14 protein-coding genes and 1 pseudogene are annotated in these 13,778 nt (G+C 51.0%); 8 read left to right on the top strand and 7 right to left on the bottom strand.

The window, feature by feature from the left end:
* Positions 1-4: 4 nt before the first annotated feature.
* Positions 5-565 carry a tetratricopeptide repeat protein gene (locus tag Ga0123461_RS08310; protein ID WP_100277909.1) on the top strand — a complete coding sequence of 187 codons (561 nt, stop codon included), beginning with the start codon at positions 5-7 and terminating at the stop codon, positions 563-565.
* Positions 566-606: 41 nt separating this feature from the next.
* Positions 607-729, top strand: a complete 123-nt coding sequence (locus Ga0123461_RS12695; RefSeq protein ID WP_257790593.1) for a hypothetical protein — start codon at positions 607-609, stop codon at positions 727-729.
* A 198-nt stretch (positions 730-927) separates the two neighbouring features.
* Here Ga0123461_RS12695 and Ga0123461_RS08305 read toward each other — a convergent pair whose 3' ends face one another.
* Entirely contained in the window at positions 928-1,491 is a 564-nt protein-coding gene (locus tag Ga0123461_RS08305; protein WP_100277908.1) for a GyrI-like domain-containing protein, read from the bottom strand.
* A 157-nt stretch (positions 1,492-1,648) separates the two neighbouring features.
* Here Ga0123461_RS08305 and Ga0123461_RS08300 point away from each other — a divergent pair, with 157 nt between their 5' ends.
* Positions 1,649-2,203: a cupredoxin domain-containing protein gene (locus tag Ga0123461_RS08300; RefSeq protein ID WP_100277907.1), complete on the top strand. Its 555-nt coding sequence runs from the start codon at positions 1,649-1,651 to the stop codon at positions 2,201-2,203.
* Positions 2,204-2,261: 58 nt separating this feature from the next.
* On the top strand, positions 2,262-3,047 hold the full coding sequence (locus tag Ga0123461_RS08295; RefSeq protein ID WP_157819289.1) for a cyclic nucleotide-binding domain-containing protein: 786 nt from the start codon (positions 2,262-2,264) through the stop codon (positions 3,045-3,047).
* Here Ga0123461_RS08295 and Ga0123461_RS08290 read toward each other — a convergent pair.
* Positions 3,044-4,084 (bottom strand): PAS domain S-box protein, encoded by a 1,041-nt coding sequence (locus Ga0123461_RS08290; RefSeq protein WP_100277905.1) that lies wholly within the window; start codon positions 4,082-4,084, stop codon positions 3,044-3,046. The two genes, Ga0123461_RS08295 and Ga0123461_RS08290, sit on opposite strands and share 4 nt — an antisense overlap.
* 56 nt (positions 4,085-4,140) lie before the next feature.
* On the bottom strand, positions 4,141-4,728 hold the full coding sequence (locus Ga0123461_RS08285) for a cytochrome b/b6 domain-containing protein (RefSeq protein ID WP_100277904.1): 588 nt from the start codon (positions 4,726-4,728) through the stop codon (positions 4,141-4,143).
* Positions 4,729-4,884: 156 nt separating this feature from the next.
* On the opposite strand from Ga0123461_RS08285, the gene Ga0123461_RS08280 reads away from it, so the two are divergent.
* The 4 genes and pseudogenes from Ga0123461_RS08280 to Ga0123461_RS12815 all read left to right on the top strand — a co-directional run.
* Positions 4,885-6,261 (top strand): cbb3-type cytochrome c oxidase subunit I, encoded by a 1,377-nt coding sequence (locus Ga0123461_RS08280; RefSeq protein WP_100277903.1) that lies wholly within the window; start codon positions 4,885-4,887, stop codon positions 6,259-6,261.
* Positions 6,258-7,301 carry a COX15/CtaA family protein gene (locus Ga0123461_RS08275; RefSeq protein ID WP_100277902.1) on the top strand — a complete coding sequence of 348 codons (1,044 nt, stop codon included), beginning with the start codon at positions 6,258-6,260 and terminating at the stop codon, positions 7,299-7,301. The genes Ga0123461_RS08280 and Ga0123461_RS08275 overlap by 4 nt, the downstream gene beginning before the upstream one ends.
* Positions 7,302-7,319: 18 nt before the next feature.
* Positions 7,320-8,681, top strand: a complete 1,362-nt coding sequence (locus Ga0123461_RS08270; RefSeq protein WP_100277901.1) for an MFS transporter — start codon at positions 7,320-7,322, stop codon at positions 8,679-8,681.
* A gap of 90 nt (positions 8,682-8,771) precedes the next feature.
* Positions 8,772-9,068, top strand: a pseudogene (locus Ga0123461_RS12815) (helix-turn-helix domain-containing protein); the annotation flags it as partial.
* A gap of 138 nt (positions 9,069-9,206) precedes the next feature.
* Here Ga0123461_RS12815 and Ga0123461_RS08260 read toward each other — a convergent pair.
* The 4 genes from Ga0123461_RS08260 to polA all read right to left on the bottom strand — a co-directional run bounded on the left by Ga0123461_RS08260 (position 9,207) and on the right by polA (position 13,730).
* Positions 9,207-9,896, bottom strand: coding sequence for a histidine phosphatase family protein (locus Ga0123461_RS08260; RefSeq protein WP_100277899.1), 690 nt, complete (start codon positions 9,894-9,896; stop codon positions 9,207-9,209).
* Positions 9,897-9,983: 87 nt separating this feature from the next.
* Complete coding sequence (locus tag Ga0123461_RS08255) at positions 9,984-10,328, bottom strand: cupin domain-containing protein (protein ID WP_100277898.1); 345 nt, start codon at positions 10,326-10,328, stop codon at positions 9,984-9,986.
* Between the two features lie 4 nt (positions 10,329-10,332).
* Positions 10,333-10,971, bottom strand: coding sequence for a PDDEXK family nuclease (locus Ga0123461_RS08250; protein WP_157819288.1), 639 nt, complete (start codon positions 10,969-10,971; stop codon positions 10,333-10,335).
* A gap of 11 nt (positions 10,972-10,982) precedes the next feature.
* Positions 10,983-13,730, bottom strand: coding sequence for a DNA polymerase I (polA, locus tag Ga0123461_RS08245; RefSeq protein ID WP_100277896.1), 2,748 nt, complete (start codon positions 13,728-13,730; stop codon positions 10,983-10,985).
* Positions 13,731-13,778: the final 48 nt, after the last annotated feature.

Here is a 13,778-nt window from a genome sequence, read left to right as displayed (position 1 = left end):
AATTATGTTAAAAAAGATTGCACTCATGTTTGTCTGTGTGGGACTTATTTCATGTGGATCTGATGCCCCATCGAGCAATTCACCCCTGCCAGTGACAGGCATAAGCGACCCTGCAGAGATCGTCGCTGATAAGGCTCTTCAATTGGCAAGCACTGGTGACCACAGTAAAGCAGCTGAGCTGTTCTTGCAGGCTGCTGAACAGGGAAACAGGCCTGCTCAATATTTTATTGGTCTGTATTACGCACGCGGCGAAGGTGGTGTGGCACAGGATTTCGGCAAGTCTTTTGAGTGGCTGGAAAAAGCCTCCATGGGTGGACACCCTAAGGCGATGTATCACCTTGGCGAGATGTATGTTCATGGTGATGGGGTTGCAGTTGACCATGTTAAAGCGATGGCATGGTTCTGGGTCGCAACCACGCTGGGTGAACGCTATGCAGAGAAGCGCCTGAGGGCGGTATCACCCCGCCTGACAACGGATGAAATTGGTGATGCAAAGCTGCTTTCCCAAGAGTTGTACAGTAAAATACCGCATGATATGAAGATTGAACGCATACAGCTTCACTGAGTAACCATTTCAGGATGATGTGATTTATAGGAGATTTGAAAATGAACGACCTGAGTAAAGAAGAGAAGGCCAAAGAGAAGAAGAAGGTATTGACTGGCCTGTTACTGACAGCTGTGGTTTTCGGCTGGTTCCTCTACTATCTGATTTCCCATATTCCGGGTTGATTGCAGAGAATTCATGCGCACATAGGCAGTCTGGGCTCCTATGTGCTGATTCCTGTGCTGGCTAATCAGATGCTATAATTACCTCTTCATGTGCCTTACAGGCGAGGATGGTGGGTCAATGAGAGTAGCTTTGACTCAGCAGAGGCAGAACTTCTCTGCACGCAAGATTGATGTTTATATGAGGGTATAAGGGAGCAGTTAGTACTGCTTCTTGTGAATCGGCAGCTGATATTCCACTTTGCTGTCGGGGTGGTAGATTTCAAAGGCAGGAAGTGAGAGCTGATAGCCGTTGGCCCGCGACCAATCCCGCATGGCTGAGTATGCCTTATGCGACCCAAGCAGTGTTCCACCTTCAAATGTGGCCACGACAACCTCGCGAGAGGGGATAGTCATCTGTTCCAGAGGCGCGGGGATGTAATCATTACGTTTGATCAGATAACCGATTTTACTCTGACGATCGGCCTCCTCAACCTCCGACACACTATCCATGAAAAGGGCGCATGCAGTTACAGTCTCGATGTTTGCTTCTTTCAGGTTCCTGGCTACCTCTTCTAGGATTGGGTCGATATTGGTGTAGGCTCCTTTATGGTTGATGTATGCGAAGTGATATTCCTGCGTTACTGAGCGATAGACTTCAGGGTCTTTAAATGCACCGAGGTAGAGCATGACAGAAGCGCCACCGCCCAGAGTGATTACCAGGGCAATCAATGCCAGAATCAGCATCTTAGGGGATATTTGAGAGTTCTGGGTTGTTTCTGCCATGCGAAGTCACGTCCTGTTTTGAATATGGGTCAGACACTGTAGAGTTGCGTATGTTATGTAGGAAGTACGCATCGGTAAAGAATCATCGGTTTGTACTTCTCTTACATCACATAACTGTTTTAAATAGTCCATATGGGCGATTTCGAAAGGATTTTTAATGAGCGAGCAACCCGTAAAGAAAGGTCTTAATTATAAGCTGCTGTTGGTGACGGTTGTATTTGCTGTGGCAATTGTTGTTCCGGTATTTATGAACATGAAGGCCCAGCAGCCGGACATTAAGGTCACCAAAGAGAAGATCACCCGTGAAGATCTGGTCGGCTTTCAGGACAAGGTAAAACAGATGGTGGAGAAGTACACCGTGCGTGTTGAAGGTGAGTTGCCTGTGGTTCATCCACCGGCAGACTCAGATATCTACCTGTTGGCCCAGAATTATGATTGGGGCAAGTTCACCCTGGAGCTTGATAAGGGGGTTACCTATCGCCTGCACCTGGCCACGTTGGATATGCGTCATGCAATCGTCGTTCGTGAACTGAAATTGATGAACAGGATCAAGGTCGGTGAATTCAAGACCATCGAATTCGCGCCAATTAAGGCGGGTACATTTGATCTGCTCTGCGGAGAGTTCTGCGGCAGTGGACATGCATCCATGATAGGAAAAATCATTGTCGTTGATACTCCAGTCCCCGCTGTGCCAGTTCATCCCGGCCAGTAATGGTTGTGCTAGGGCTCACTGTCATGACAGTTGTATCAGGCGAGGTTAGGTTGCCATGATGGATCTACTTTCAAAGGAACATGTATCAGGTGCCTCCAAGCATGACTGGAAGCTGTTTATCAAGCTGGTCTTGAGCGGAGCTTTTACCGCGCTCGGTGCCTATGACCTCGGTTATAATTTGGAGCTGGCATTTGCAGCCCTTATTTTCATTCCGGCTGGCGGCATGTTTTTCACCTACCTGAAGCACGAGGCCGATTCCAATATTCTGCGCTGGATTAGTATTTTTGTATTCGCGCTGCTGTTCGGTACGTTAATTGACTCACTATACCTTGCTGTAGCCGTATTCCTTATTATGGAGGGGGCAACCCACAGCGCTTCTCTTGTGCGCTTTGAAGACACAAAATGGATGAGGATTGTTCGGGCTGAAACCTCTATGGATGAACTGCATAAGCTTGTTTCAGGACATACGTTTTTCCATTCACTGCCTGAGGAGGCTCGGATACATCTGGCTGAGAAGTCGGTTGTCATGGAGGTCGAACCCGGAGCTGCATTGATTAAACATGGCGAGTTTAACTACTACCTGTTTCTTCTGGCCAAGGGTGAAGTGGAAGTGATCAGGAATGGTGAATTCATCGAAAAGCTACAGGCAGGCAATATCTTTGGTGAGGTGTCTGCTGCTGGTTTAAGCCTGCCCGTTGCCGATGTGATTGCAAAAAGTGATGTGCTGGCTTTTGCTTTTCCGATTGATTTGATTTCAGAAACGGCTGAGGCATACCCGAAGTTTGCCGAGCAGCTGCGTGAAATCGGTATGCAGATCGCCAGCAAGTATGAAAAGGAAGATTAAAGAACCTTCTGCCTGACTTCACAGAATGCAACGTTGTCAGAGCGATCCACAATCGCAGAAATTGTCGTGAGTGAACGGTAGTTCTTGCCATGCTTGTCTTTGCAACTGATCTCACGTTGCCACTTTTTCTTCAGCTGAATATCTGGCAGGCCATCACCCATTATGGTCCCATCATCCAGCACAGATAGCTTTTGTGACATGATTTCATCACTGCTATACCCTGTTATTTCAACAAAACGCTGGTTTACATAGTCGATTACGCCATTGGAATCGGCAATAATGACGACATCATCTGATTGTTCGGTGGCTTGCAGTGTCAGGTAGAGGTTGGCCAATGAGCTGTTATGTCTGTCTTTCAGTTTTTTCCATTTCGTAAAGAAGAATACGGTCATCAGGGCAAAGAAAACCATAGAGAGCAGGAAAACCCTGCGCTGCATCGTCAGTCTTTCCCCAATGATTTCATGCACGCGGTCATCAGCGGCTTGCGCAAACTCCAGAGCAACATCAAACATCATGTCGTTTTCCGAGTCATAGATGAACGTCTGGTAGTTATCACCTTTTATTCTGGGAAGCATATAATCGCTAAGTGTTATAATCGCTGCCTGCAGGGCTTCAAGGCGCCAATTCAGTTCTGCATCGCTACTCTTTTTCACCTGGAGGTGGCTGAGGGTCACATCACCCATGCTGCTTGTGCCAGAAAGCAGCTGGCCAATATGGGTGTTCAGGTTACCTAGTGATTCGATGGTGTGGTCAACATTGAAAATGACCTGGTCATGGACTTCATCAAGGGCAACCGGATCTTTGATGTCACGCATGATGATCAGGCCACGTTCGAATTCATGAAGATGCATATGGGTGCGTTCCAGCTCCACCTTGATCTCCATGACCACATCAAGCATGGGTGCCTCTTCAATCATCTGCCTGTTCCATGAGAAATAACTGAAGGCCATGATGCCAATGGCCAGAATAGAGGGAGCCATCAGCATGGCTCCTGCATGGCTGCCCAGATTCATCCAGTTGGAAAATAGTTTTCTCATTGATGCTCCTTTATCAATGCATGATAGCTTTCAAAGAGTCAAAAGTTAACCGGGCTTTATTCTCTGCTGCTGGTAAACATATCCTGCAGAACACGGTGGCCTTTGGTCTGGTGCATGATTGCCATGAGAATATGGCCGATGACAAATATCCACATCACTGTTCCGAGAAGTTCGTGGATCTCCCTGAGGGTGTGAATCCCTGCACCCATGCTTCCATCATGTTTCATGCCGAGATAGATGATCACGCCGGTCATTCCCATTCCTGTCGCCAGCATCAGCCCCAGCCCATGCACTGTACCGGCAATCAGGTGAGCCTGGTCAGGGGGCGGGAGATTGCCTTTGAACCACCCCGGGATATCCCGTTTGGCCTCTGATATCAGGGAGGCTCGCAATGTCCCGTCCAGCCACGGGAATAGACGATTCCGGTGTGCCAGATTGTCCATAACCACCATCAGGTAGGTGATGGCTATAATCATGACAGCAAAGCCAATAAGCTGATGAATTGAGAAAAGAAAGAGGGCAAATGCTTCAAACTGTTCCCCCGGTTTTGGAACCTTCATGAACTGCTCAGTCAGTAGCTGGCCAAGCACGGTGAACATCAGGAGAAGGTGGATAATACGTATGCTTTTTTCATGTTTCATCATCCCAACTCTTTACATTATCCGGGACAATTGCAAAGCGATAAATAATGTGGTTTTACTTCGCCATGAACCGATAAATCTGCTGCGCCCGATGGCCCCCAGTGTTAGGATCCGCGCCCAAAAATGTACTGTAGTCAATAAAGTTGAACAGGATTCCCAATGACGACTAAGTTCTCCCTTCCCATTACTGAATCTGACCAGAGTAAGCTGGCCGTTGGCTGGCTCTATGTTGCGGTTGGTTTTCTACTGGCATCCGGCATCTATCCGCTGCTTCTGGCGCTGGCTAGGACCACCTATGAGATGCCCTGGAAGGACTTCTTTTATACTGCACTGGTGCTGCATGTGGATTTCACCGTGTTGTGGTGGCTGATTGCCATTGCCGGTGTCTTCTGGACGTTAAACACCAGTAACAGACAGGTCATGACCGGTTGGCTCTCTCTGATCCTGGTTGTATTTGGTGGTATTGTGATTGGGGTCTCTCCGCTGACCGGTGATGCCAATCCTTTAACCAACAACTATGTTCCGATGCTTGAAAATCGTATGTTTATCAAGGGAATGATAGTTTTTGGTGGTGGTGTTCTTCTGCTGGTGCTGCGCAGCCTCTGGTCGCTTGAATGTACTAAATCGCGACAGGCAACTGGAGAAGGTACAATTCGTTTCGGTACGCTTACCGCAGCAATTGCCACCCTGATTGCACTGATTGCACTGGTCTGGACTTTTCTTGACAGTCCGCTTACCAGTGGTGGTCGCTCTTATTACGAGAGTCTCTACTGGGCAGGCGGCCATGTTCTTCAGTTTGCCCATACCGCACTGCTTTGCGTAAGCTGGCTCTGGGTCGCTCAGGCCTGTGGACTGAAGATCAATGCTAAACCAGCCTATCTTATGGCTGCATTTGCTGTCGGTATTGCTCCGGTATTGATGATGCCCTGGCCTTTTTTGAGTTTTGATGTCGGTGGCCCGGAATTCATGAACTGGTATGTATGGCTGATGCGTGATGGTAATGGTGTTGCGCCACTACTGATCGGTCTGCCTGTAGTCTGGGCACTGCTTACCCAGCCTGCTGCGGATAAGGAGTCACGCCACCTCTATGCTGCACTTATCTTCTCTATCATCCTGTTTGGCATGGGTGGTGTGCTGGGGCTTTTTATTGGTGAAAGCAGCACCCTGATTACCGCGCATTACCATGGTTCCATTGTGGCTGTAACCATGGCCTTTATGGCGATGACCTATTACTGGCTGCCGCAATTTGGTTTTGCTACGCCAAACCTGAAATGGGCCCGAATTCAGGTTTATGCCTATGCTGTGGGTCAGATCATGCATATCGTCGGCCTTGCCTGGGGGGGTGGTCACGGCATGAAACGTAAGGTGGTTGGAACCACTCAGGATATCGGCTTGCAGACTATGATTACGCCACAGGATCTGGTGGGTATTGGTGGCGTGATTGCTGTTCTTAGTGGCCTTCTGTTTGCCATCGTTGTGCTGCCTGTGATGCTCAAAGGGCGCAATAAACTTGTTAATGGAGCGGAGCAGTCATGAGTACAGTCGATCAGGTAAAGTACGACAGACAGATCGCCTACTGGCTACTTTTCGTCTGCGCTGCGATTTTCATTATGCTGGTGATTGGTGGTGCAACAAGATTGACCCACTCTGGGCTCTCCATGATGACATGGGATCCACTGATGGGCTGGATTCCACCGATGAGCGAATCCGCCTGGCTGGAGTCGTTCAAGCACTACAAGCTTATCCCTGAGTTTACCGAACTGAATCCGGATATGGATCTGGAAGGATATAAGGGCATCTTCATGCTTGAGTACATCCACCGTGTATGGGGCCGGATGATCGGCATCTTCTTCCTGTTGCCATTCCTCTACTTCCTGTTTGCAGGAAAGATCAGCAAACCGCTTCGCCCGCAACTGGTCATCATGTTCCTGCTTGGTGGTATGCAGGGCGTGCTGGGCTGGTACATGGTGAGCAGTGGTTTCGATCAGACGCATGTGAGCCAGTATCGCCTGACTGCGCATCTGATGGCGGCATTCGCGATCTTTGCCTATATCCTCTGGGTGGCTGCGGGGCTCCTCTTTCCCAAGCGTGAACCTTCGCTATATGACGTTAGACCGCTATTTAAGATTGTAGCTGGGATTACCCTGCTGATTGCCATTACAGTGGCTGCAGGAGGCTTTGTGGCGGGCCTGAAGGCTGGTTTTGCCTACAACACCTTCCCATTGATGGGCGGTAGCTTTATACCTGAAGGTTACGGCATGTTGCAGCCCTATTACCTGAACTGGTTTGAGAATATTGCAGCGGTTCAGTTCAACCACCGTATGCTGGCTGAAACAGTACTGCTGCTGGTGATCGGTACATTTCTCTACTCCAGAAGGTTTGAGCTGGTCGGGCCTGCGAAGCTTGGCATGCACCTGATGCTGGGCATGGTTGTGATCCAGTTCTGCCTCGGTGTGGCAACCTTGCTTTCCGTGGTACAGCTGCATCTCGGTGTTGCACATCAGGGTGGTGCGATGCTGCTCTTCGCCTTCACGCTGTTTACCCTGCGAATGCTGCAGACCACTGAAAACAAATAGCTTCAGCCAGCCCTGTTCATGAATAGCTTCGAGCGTCGCAGCGTTTTTTCGCTGGCAGGTATCTATGGCCTGCGCATGCTGGGACTGTTTATGATCCTGCCGGTTTTTTCGCTATATGCGGAAGGACTGGAAGGGGTAACCCCGATGCTGATTGGTCTGGCCCTTGGTGTTTACGGGCTGACCATGGCGATCTTCCAGATTCCCTTCGGCATGCTCTCCGATCGTTTTGGTCGCAAGCCGATCATTACCCTTGGATTGTTACTGTTTGCCATCGGCAGTGTGATTGCTGCGATGTCAGACTCAATATGGGGCGTGATCATCGGCCGAGCCATTCAGGGCTCAGGTGCCATCGCCGCGGCAATGATGGCGCTGATGGCTGACCTGACTAAGGAGGAGGAGCGCACCAAGGCGATGGCTATCATGGGTGTCTCCATCGGCATGTCGTTCACGCTGGCACTGATGATCGGTCCGCTTCTCAACGCCGGCATTGGTGTCGATGGCATCTTCTGGATGACAGCTGTGCTGGCAGCAGCCGGTATTGCTATCCTCTATCTTCTCGTTCCCGACCCTCTACACCTGAATTTTCACCGCGAGGTGGAGACCGTTCCCGCCCAGCTCAAACAGATATTTTTCGATGCCCAGCTGTTCCGGCTCGATGTCGGAATTTTGATTCAACACGGCATCATGATGGCGATGTTCAGCGCACTTCCCTTCGTTCTCAGGGACAAGCTTGGACTGCCGACGGATGAGCATGCGTGGTTCTATCTGCCTGTATTGATGTTATCCGTGCTTGGCATGGCACCACTGGTGATGATTGCCGAGAAGAAGCAGAAGATGAAGCAGGTATTCATCGGTTCAATTCTTCTGATGATGGTTTCCGAGGTGATGCTGGGAACTGATCAGCGTTCGCTTATAGCAGTGGGTATTGGCCTGCTGCTCTTCTTCATCGCCTTCAATGTGCTGGAGGCGAGCCTACCCTCCCTGATCTCGCGCATGGCTCCTGTAGAGAGTAAGGGTACAGCCATGGGTGTCTACTCAACCTCCCAATTCCTCGGTGCTTTTGTCGGCGGGGCAGGGGGTGGCTGGCTCTCCGGCGAATTCGGTATTCAGGCCGTATTTTACGCCTGCGCTATCGCGGCCCTTGGCTGGCTGCTGCTTTCACTGGGTATGAAGGTTCCTGCCTACCTCTCCTCATTCATGATGCAGGTGAATGTGGCTGATGAAGCTGAAGCAGATCAGCTTGCAGAGAAGATCAAACAGCTCGATGGCGTACACGAAGCCAAAGTGATTCTGGAAGATGGCGTGGCCTACCTTAAAGTGGATAAAAAGAAGTTCGATCAACAGCAGTTGATGGCCTTAGTTGGAGGGGGATCTAACTAATAATACCAGATTTCGAATGTCCGCCTCCGGCGGTGATCTCAACCGGTGGATGCAACACTTAGTCTAGAATGAACAGATGGAGTGTTGGATATGAGTTACAGAACCAGAATAAAATATACCCCTGAACAGAAGTCCGAGATATGGGATCGCTGGAAGCGTGGGGAGTCATTAAAAGCTATCGGCCAAGTCTTTGATAGAGGCTCTTCCTCAATTTATGGGCAACTGTCACCGACAGGCGGTATTCGACCTACACCACGGCGACGAGCAACTATAGCTCTAAGCCTTTCTGAACGAGAAGAAATATCTAGAGGCATTGCTGCCAAGCAATCGATGCGCTGGATTGCATCTCGCTTAGACCGTCCACCCTCGACCATCTGCCGAGAGATTTAGCGTAACGGTGGCTTGAATTCCTATCGTGCCAGTCGAGCGAGCCACTGGAATAAAAAAACAGCGCCGGTAATTAAACCCAGACAGATGCTGCAGGCTAGCAGCAGTTTTAGCGCTGTGGCTTCACCCATGACTGACTCAGTAATTGCTGGCGATCAGGTTGAAGCTGCCATCCGGGTTTTCCTGAAGCTGGGTGATTTTTCCGTTCGATAATTTGTTGTTCCCTTCTGGATAGAGGCGCTGCAATAGCTCAATCAGGCGTCCGCCGGAGTGGTAGTGGCCGACTATCAGGATGGCTTTACCGCTACCGCTGTAATTTTTTACAACCCGTTCAAAGGCAGTGGTGACCATAAATATACCATCGGCATAATCGCGTGCCTTGAACTCACGAGAGTCAGATTTGTCAGCAAAGATGAAGTAGGGCTGCATATCCGCCTCCACCTTGATGCTGCTTCCTCTGGAGAGGTGTGATGCCTTGCCGTTCCGCTCTTTCTGCCAGCAGCATTCGGCCAGTTCGGGCCAGATCTCCGCTTTCAGATTGTGCTTTCTGAGATAGGGAAAAACAGTGTTCATGGCCCGGTATACCGGGCTAACCAGAATATGATCGAACTTGATCTCACCTAGCTTGGCGGTCAGCTCTTCAACCTGCCGGACCCCATCATCAGAGAATGTGCGGTCATTGAAGTGGGTGTGTTTGTGGGTGAGATTACCCAGCGTTTCACCGTGGCGGGCGAAATAGATATTCAGCGGAGAGAAATCCCCGGCATAAGCCGGAATGGAGAAGAGGCTGCTGATAAGCACAATCATGATAGCTATTCTGGAAATCATCGGTTCTCCTCAATCTGCCGTCGTTACTTTTTCAGTAAGGTTACCCTGCTGAAACCAGCTCTGCAAAAAAAGTGCAAATTTTCCTCACTACTCCCCATCGGATAGCGGTTCTGATGAAAAGATGGCCAGCCAGATTGTCTCCTCATCGGGGGCGGTCCAGCGGACACGGTGCTTTGTGTGTGCCGGGATCAGCATGTGATCGCCGGGTGATAGGGCTACCTCTTCGGCATTATTCTCAAGCTGCAGCCGTGCTGCCCCTTTGAGAATGGTCACCCACTCATCTTCGTTCTGATCGTACCAGAATCCATCTGCGGACTTGTGCCCCTTTGAAATGATGCGCTCGATTCGAACGCTTCTGTTATGGGCGATGAGCTCGGTTAGCTCCCCGGTAAGTCCGGTAGGAATGGTCGAAAAGATGTTGTCCCTTCTCATTACGTTACTCGCTGTAGAGCTCGACACCGGAGCATTTATCGGGATACCCCTCACACACCCAGAATAGCATCCCCTTGTGCGGGCCGTTGTTGGCCCGTTTCAGTGCCATTTCTGAATGGCACTTCTTACACAGGCGGAAGGCTCTCATTGAGAGCGTGGCAAGCATTTCGTCTGGCGATGGCGGTGGTGCTTCAATGTGTGCATGAAGTAGGTCACGCATGTCGGTAATGGAGTAGCTGCTTCTGCGTGGTAGCCGGTACAGAGCGATATTGGCCTGTTCAAGAGCCTGCTCCATGGCGCTTGCTTCATTACCTGCAGGCGATTTGAGTTGAATCACGCATGCTGGTTTGCCGCTCTTTTTGCTGAACAGGGCAAAATCCAATACCTGATTGCTGTTTCCTGCATCACTGCTTGAGAGTCTGTTAAGCGCAACCTTATTACGGATATCAAACTCGGCTCCTGCCACCTGCTGCAGGGTCTGCAGACAGCACTGTTCAACAATGCTGAGCTGAACCACGGTAGGCTGAATGATGGGCTGTTCATCCTGGGGTGCCACTTTGCGCCGCTTTTCCAGTAGTTTGATCACCACGACGGCGACAATCAGCGTGAGGATGATGGCGATCCAGGCTAGAGGGCTTAGCAAAATATCACTCCTTAAAGTTGATGGGCATCGAACCAGTTGCTGCCCATGCCAATATCCACAATCAGCGGCACATGCAGCTGGACGGCAGACTCCATTGTCTCTTTCATGATTATCGCCGCTTTTTCAGCCTGCGCAGCTGGTGCCTCAACAATCAACTCATCATGAACCTGCAGCGTAATCGTTGCTTGCGGCAGCTCTTCATGCAGGCGCCGATGCAGGTGAATCATCGCTACCTTGATAATGTCAGCGGCCGAGCCCTGCAGTGGTGCATTGATCGCTGTGCGTTCCGCATAGGCACGACGCATGCCATTTTTGCTCGTAATTTCAGGCACATAGACACGGTGGCCGAGCAGCGTCTCGACATAGCCCAGCTCACGTGCCCGCTCCAATGTGTTATCCATAAAGGCACGTACGGTTGGGTAACGCTCAAAATAGGTTTCAATGAAGGCTTGGGACTCGCTACGGCTGATGCCAAGCTGTTTAGCCAGGCCAAAGGCGCTCATGCCATAGAGGATACCGAAGTTGATCACCTTGGCGCGCCTGCGCATCTCACCGGTTACCTCATCCAGATCAACACCATTCACAGCAGCTGCGGTTGCTGCATGGATATCTTCGCCGTTTTCAAAAGCTTGGCACAGGGCTACATCTTCGGAGTAGTGGGCCATCAGCCTGAGTTCGATCTGTGAGTAGTCGGCCGCAATCAGCACGTTGCCAGCCTCAGCAATAAAGGCTTTGCGAATTTCACGCCCCTCACTACTGCGGATGGGGATATTCTGTAGATTCGGATCGGAAGAGGAGAGGCGGCCTGTGGTAGTGATCGCCTGATTAAATGAGGTGTGAACACGGCCCGTATCACGATGTATCAGTTTTGGCAGGGCATCGGAGTAAGTCGATTTGAGTTTGGAGAGCTGGCGCACTTCAAGAATCAGGCGCGGCACCTCATGTTCGTCAGCAAGTCCTTCCAGCACCTCCTGACCTGTGGCCCACTGGCCCGACTTGGTTTTCTTGCCACCGGCAATGCCGAGTTTGTCGAACAGAAGTTCACCCAGCTGTTTGGGTGACTGGATGTTGAATTCCTCGCCTGCAGCGGCATGGATTTCAGTTTGCAGTTCGTTGATGCGATCTCCGAAACGGGTCGAGAGTTCGGCAAGTTTGACCGCATCGATGCGTGTGCCACGCCACTCCATATCTGCCAGCGCAAACGAGAGCGGCAATTCAATCTCATCATGTCGGTTCAGGCGCGACTCTTTTTCCAGCCGCTCTCTCAGTAGCCCGGTTAGCCTGAATGCGATCTCGGCATCTTCGCAGGCATAGGGAATGGCTGTTGCCAATGGCACCTGATCAAAGCAGACCTGTTTGGCTCCTTTTCCTACAACATCCGCGTAACTGATACAGGTGTGTCCCAGATAATCCTCTGCGACACTATCCATCTTCGGCGGGTATTTGGCAGGGTAGAGGCAGTAGGCGAGCAGCATCGAATCGGCCTTGATGCCAGCCAGCTCAATGCCTGCCCGGCGCAGCACCTGCGCGTCGTATTTCAGGTTATGGCCGCATTTGGCTTTGCTGGCATCCTCAAGAATCGGCCTCAGGGTTTTAAGTGCCAGATCCAGTGACAGCTGGACCGGTGCCGGCTCCAGCAGGTCTGCTGCACGGTGGCCGACCGGCAGATACCACGCTTCCCCTGCTCTGACGGCAAACGAGAGGCCGACAAGTTCGGCATCGTGGGTGGCAAGGGATGTGGTTTCTGTGTCCATGGCGATCAATTTGGCACTGTTCAGTGCCTCTAACAGCGCAGTCAGGGATGCCTCGTCATTAACCAGACGATCTTCGCGCGGACTGTTGTCGACTTCCGGTCTTGCCTCTTCCACAGCTGCAGCTTGTGGCGCTGTGGCAGCAGGTGCCTGTTCATCATCACTGAATTCAGCGATAAGGCGGCGGAATTCAAGTCGGGTGAATAGCTCATTAAGGCGTTCTCGATCAGGCCCATCCACTTCCAGGTCATCCAGCTCCACGCCAACTGGTGTTTCATAATCGAGTGCGACCAGCCGGTAAGAGAGACGCGCATCCTCTGCAAATTCGATCAGGTTTTCACGACGTTTGTTCTGTTTTATTTCAGGCGCATGGGTGAGCACACCTTCCAGGTCCCCGTATGCTTCCAGCAGTTGCACTGCTGTTTTCGGGCCTATGCCCGGAATGCCCGGAATGTTATCTGCCGAGTCACCGGCCAGTGCCAGCAGGTCCTGAATGCGATCAGGGCCAACGCCCCATTTCTCCTTCACCTCATCAGCGCCGTACTCCACCCGCTTCATGGTATCAAGCATCCACACCTTATCGCTGACCAGCTGCATCAGATCCTTGTCTGTGGATACAATGGTGACATCCCAGCCTCTGGTCTCCGCCTGTTTGGCCAGCGTGGCAATCACATCATCCGCCTCGTAATTCTGGATGCAGATACGGTTAAGTTTGAAGGCATCGGTAACATCGTGAACCCACGGCCATTGAGAGGCCAGTTCCTCAGGCATCGGTGGCCGGTGTGCTTTGTACTCCTTGTACATCTCATTGCGGAAGGTGCCGCCCTTGGGGTCGAAAGCGACCGCTACATGGGTGGGGCCAAGGTCCTTAAGGATGCTGCGCAGCATCTGCACATAACCGAATACGGCATTGGTCGGTTCACCTTTGGAGTTGGTAAGGTTATGGCGCACCGCATGAAAGGCGCGGAATACGTAATTGGGTCCGTCGATCAGAACTAAATGGGGCATCCACACAGCCTGCCTTTCAAATTGCTACGGTCAATTTGTGTTTTGCTT

The sequence above is a fragment of the Mariprofundus aestuarium genome (genome assembly GCF_002795805.1).
GTDB classification, from domain to species: domain Bacteria; phylum Pseudomonadota; class Zetaproteobacteria; order Mariprofundales; family Mariprofundaceae; genus Mariprofundus; species Mariprofundus aestuarium.
This window is presented reverse-complemented; position numbering and strand designations above follow the sequence as displayed.

What these genes read in the sequence shown, in the direction of transcription:
- Ga0123461_RS08310 (WP_100277909.1), top strand. Translation starts at nt 5, where the DNA reads ATGTTAAAAAAGATTGCACTCATGTTTGTCTGTGTGGGACTTATTTCA.
- Ga0123461_RS12695 (WP_257790593.1), top strand. Translation starts at nt 607, where the DNA reads ATGAACGACCTGAGTAAAGAAGAGAAGGCCAAAGAGAAGAAGAAGGTA.
- Ga0123461_RS08305 (WP_100277908.1), bottom strand. Translation starts at nt 1,491, where the DNA reads ATGGCAGAAACAACCCAGAACTCTCAAATATCCCCTAAGATGCTGATT.
- Ga0123461_RS08300 (WP_100277907.1), top strand. Translation starts at nt 1,649, where the DNA reads ATGAGCGAGCAACCCGTAAAGAAAGGTCTTAATTATAAGCTGCTGTTG.
- Ga0123461_RS08295 (WP_157819289.1), top strand. Translation starts at nt 2,262, where the DNA reads ATGGATCTACTTTCAAAGGAACATGTATCAGGTGCCTCCAAGCATGAC.
- Ga0123461_RS08290 (WP_100277905.1), bottom strand. Translation starts at nt 4,084, where the DNA reads ATGAGAAAACTATTTTCCAACTGGATGAATCTGGGCAGCCATGCAGGA.
- Ga0123461_RS08285 (WP_100277904.1), bottom strand. Translation starts at nt 4,728, where the DNA reads ATGATGAAACATGAAAAAAGCATACGTATTATCCACCTTCTCCTGATG.
- Ga0123461_RS08280 (WP_100277903.1), top strand. Translation starts at nt 4,885, where the DNA reads ATGACGACTAAGTTCTCCCTTCCCATTACTGAATCTGACCAGAGTAAG.
- Ga0123461_RS08275 (WP_100277902.1), top strand. Translation starts at nt 6,258, where the DNA reads ATGAGTACAGTCGATCAGGTAAAGTACGACAGACAGATCGCCTACTGG.
- Ga0123461_RS08270 (WP_100277901.1), top strand. Translation starts at nt 7,320, where the DNA reads ATGAATAGCTTCGAGCGTCGCAGCGTTTTTTCGCTGGCAGGTATCTAT.
- Ga0123461_RS08260 (WP_100277899.1), bottom strand. Translation starts at nt 9,896, where the DNA reads ATGATTTCCAGAATAGCTATCATGATTGTGCTTATCAGCAGCCTCTTC.
- Ga0123461_RS08255 (WP_100277898.1), bottom strand. Translation starts at nt 10,328, where the DNA reads ATGAGAAGGGACAACATCTTTTCGACCATTCCTACCGGACTTACCGGG.
- polA (WP_100277896.1), bottom strand. Translation starts at nt 13,730, where the DNA reads ATGCCCCATTTAGTTCTGATCGACGGACCCAATTACGTATTCCGCGCC.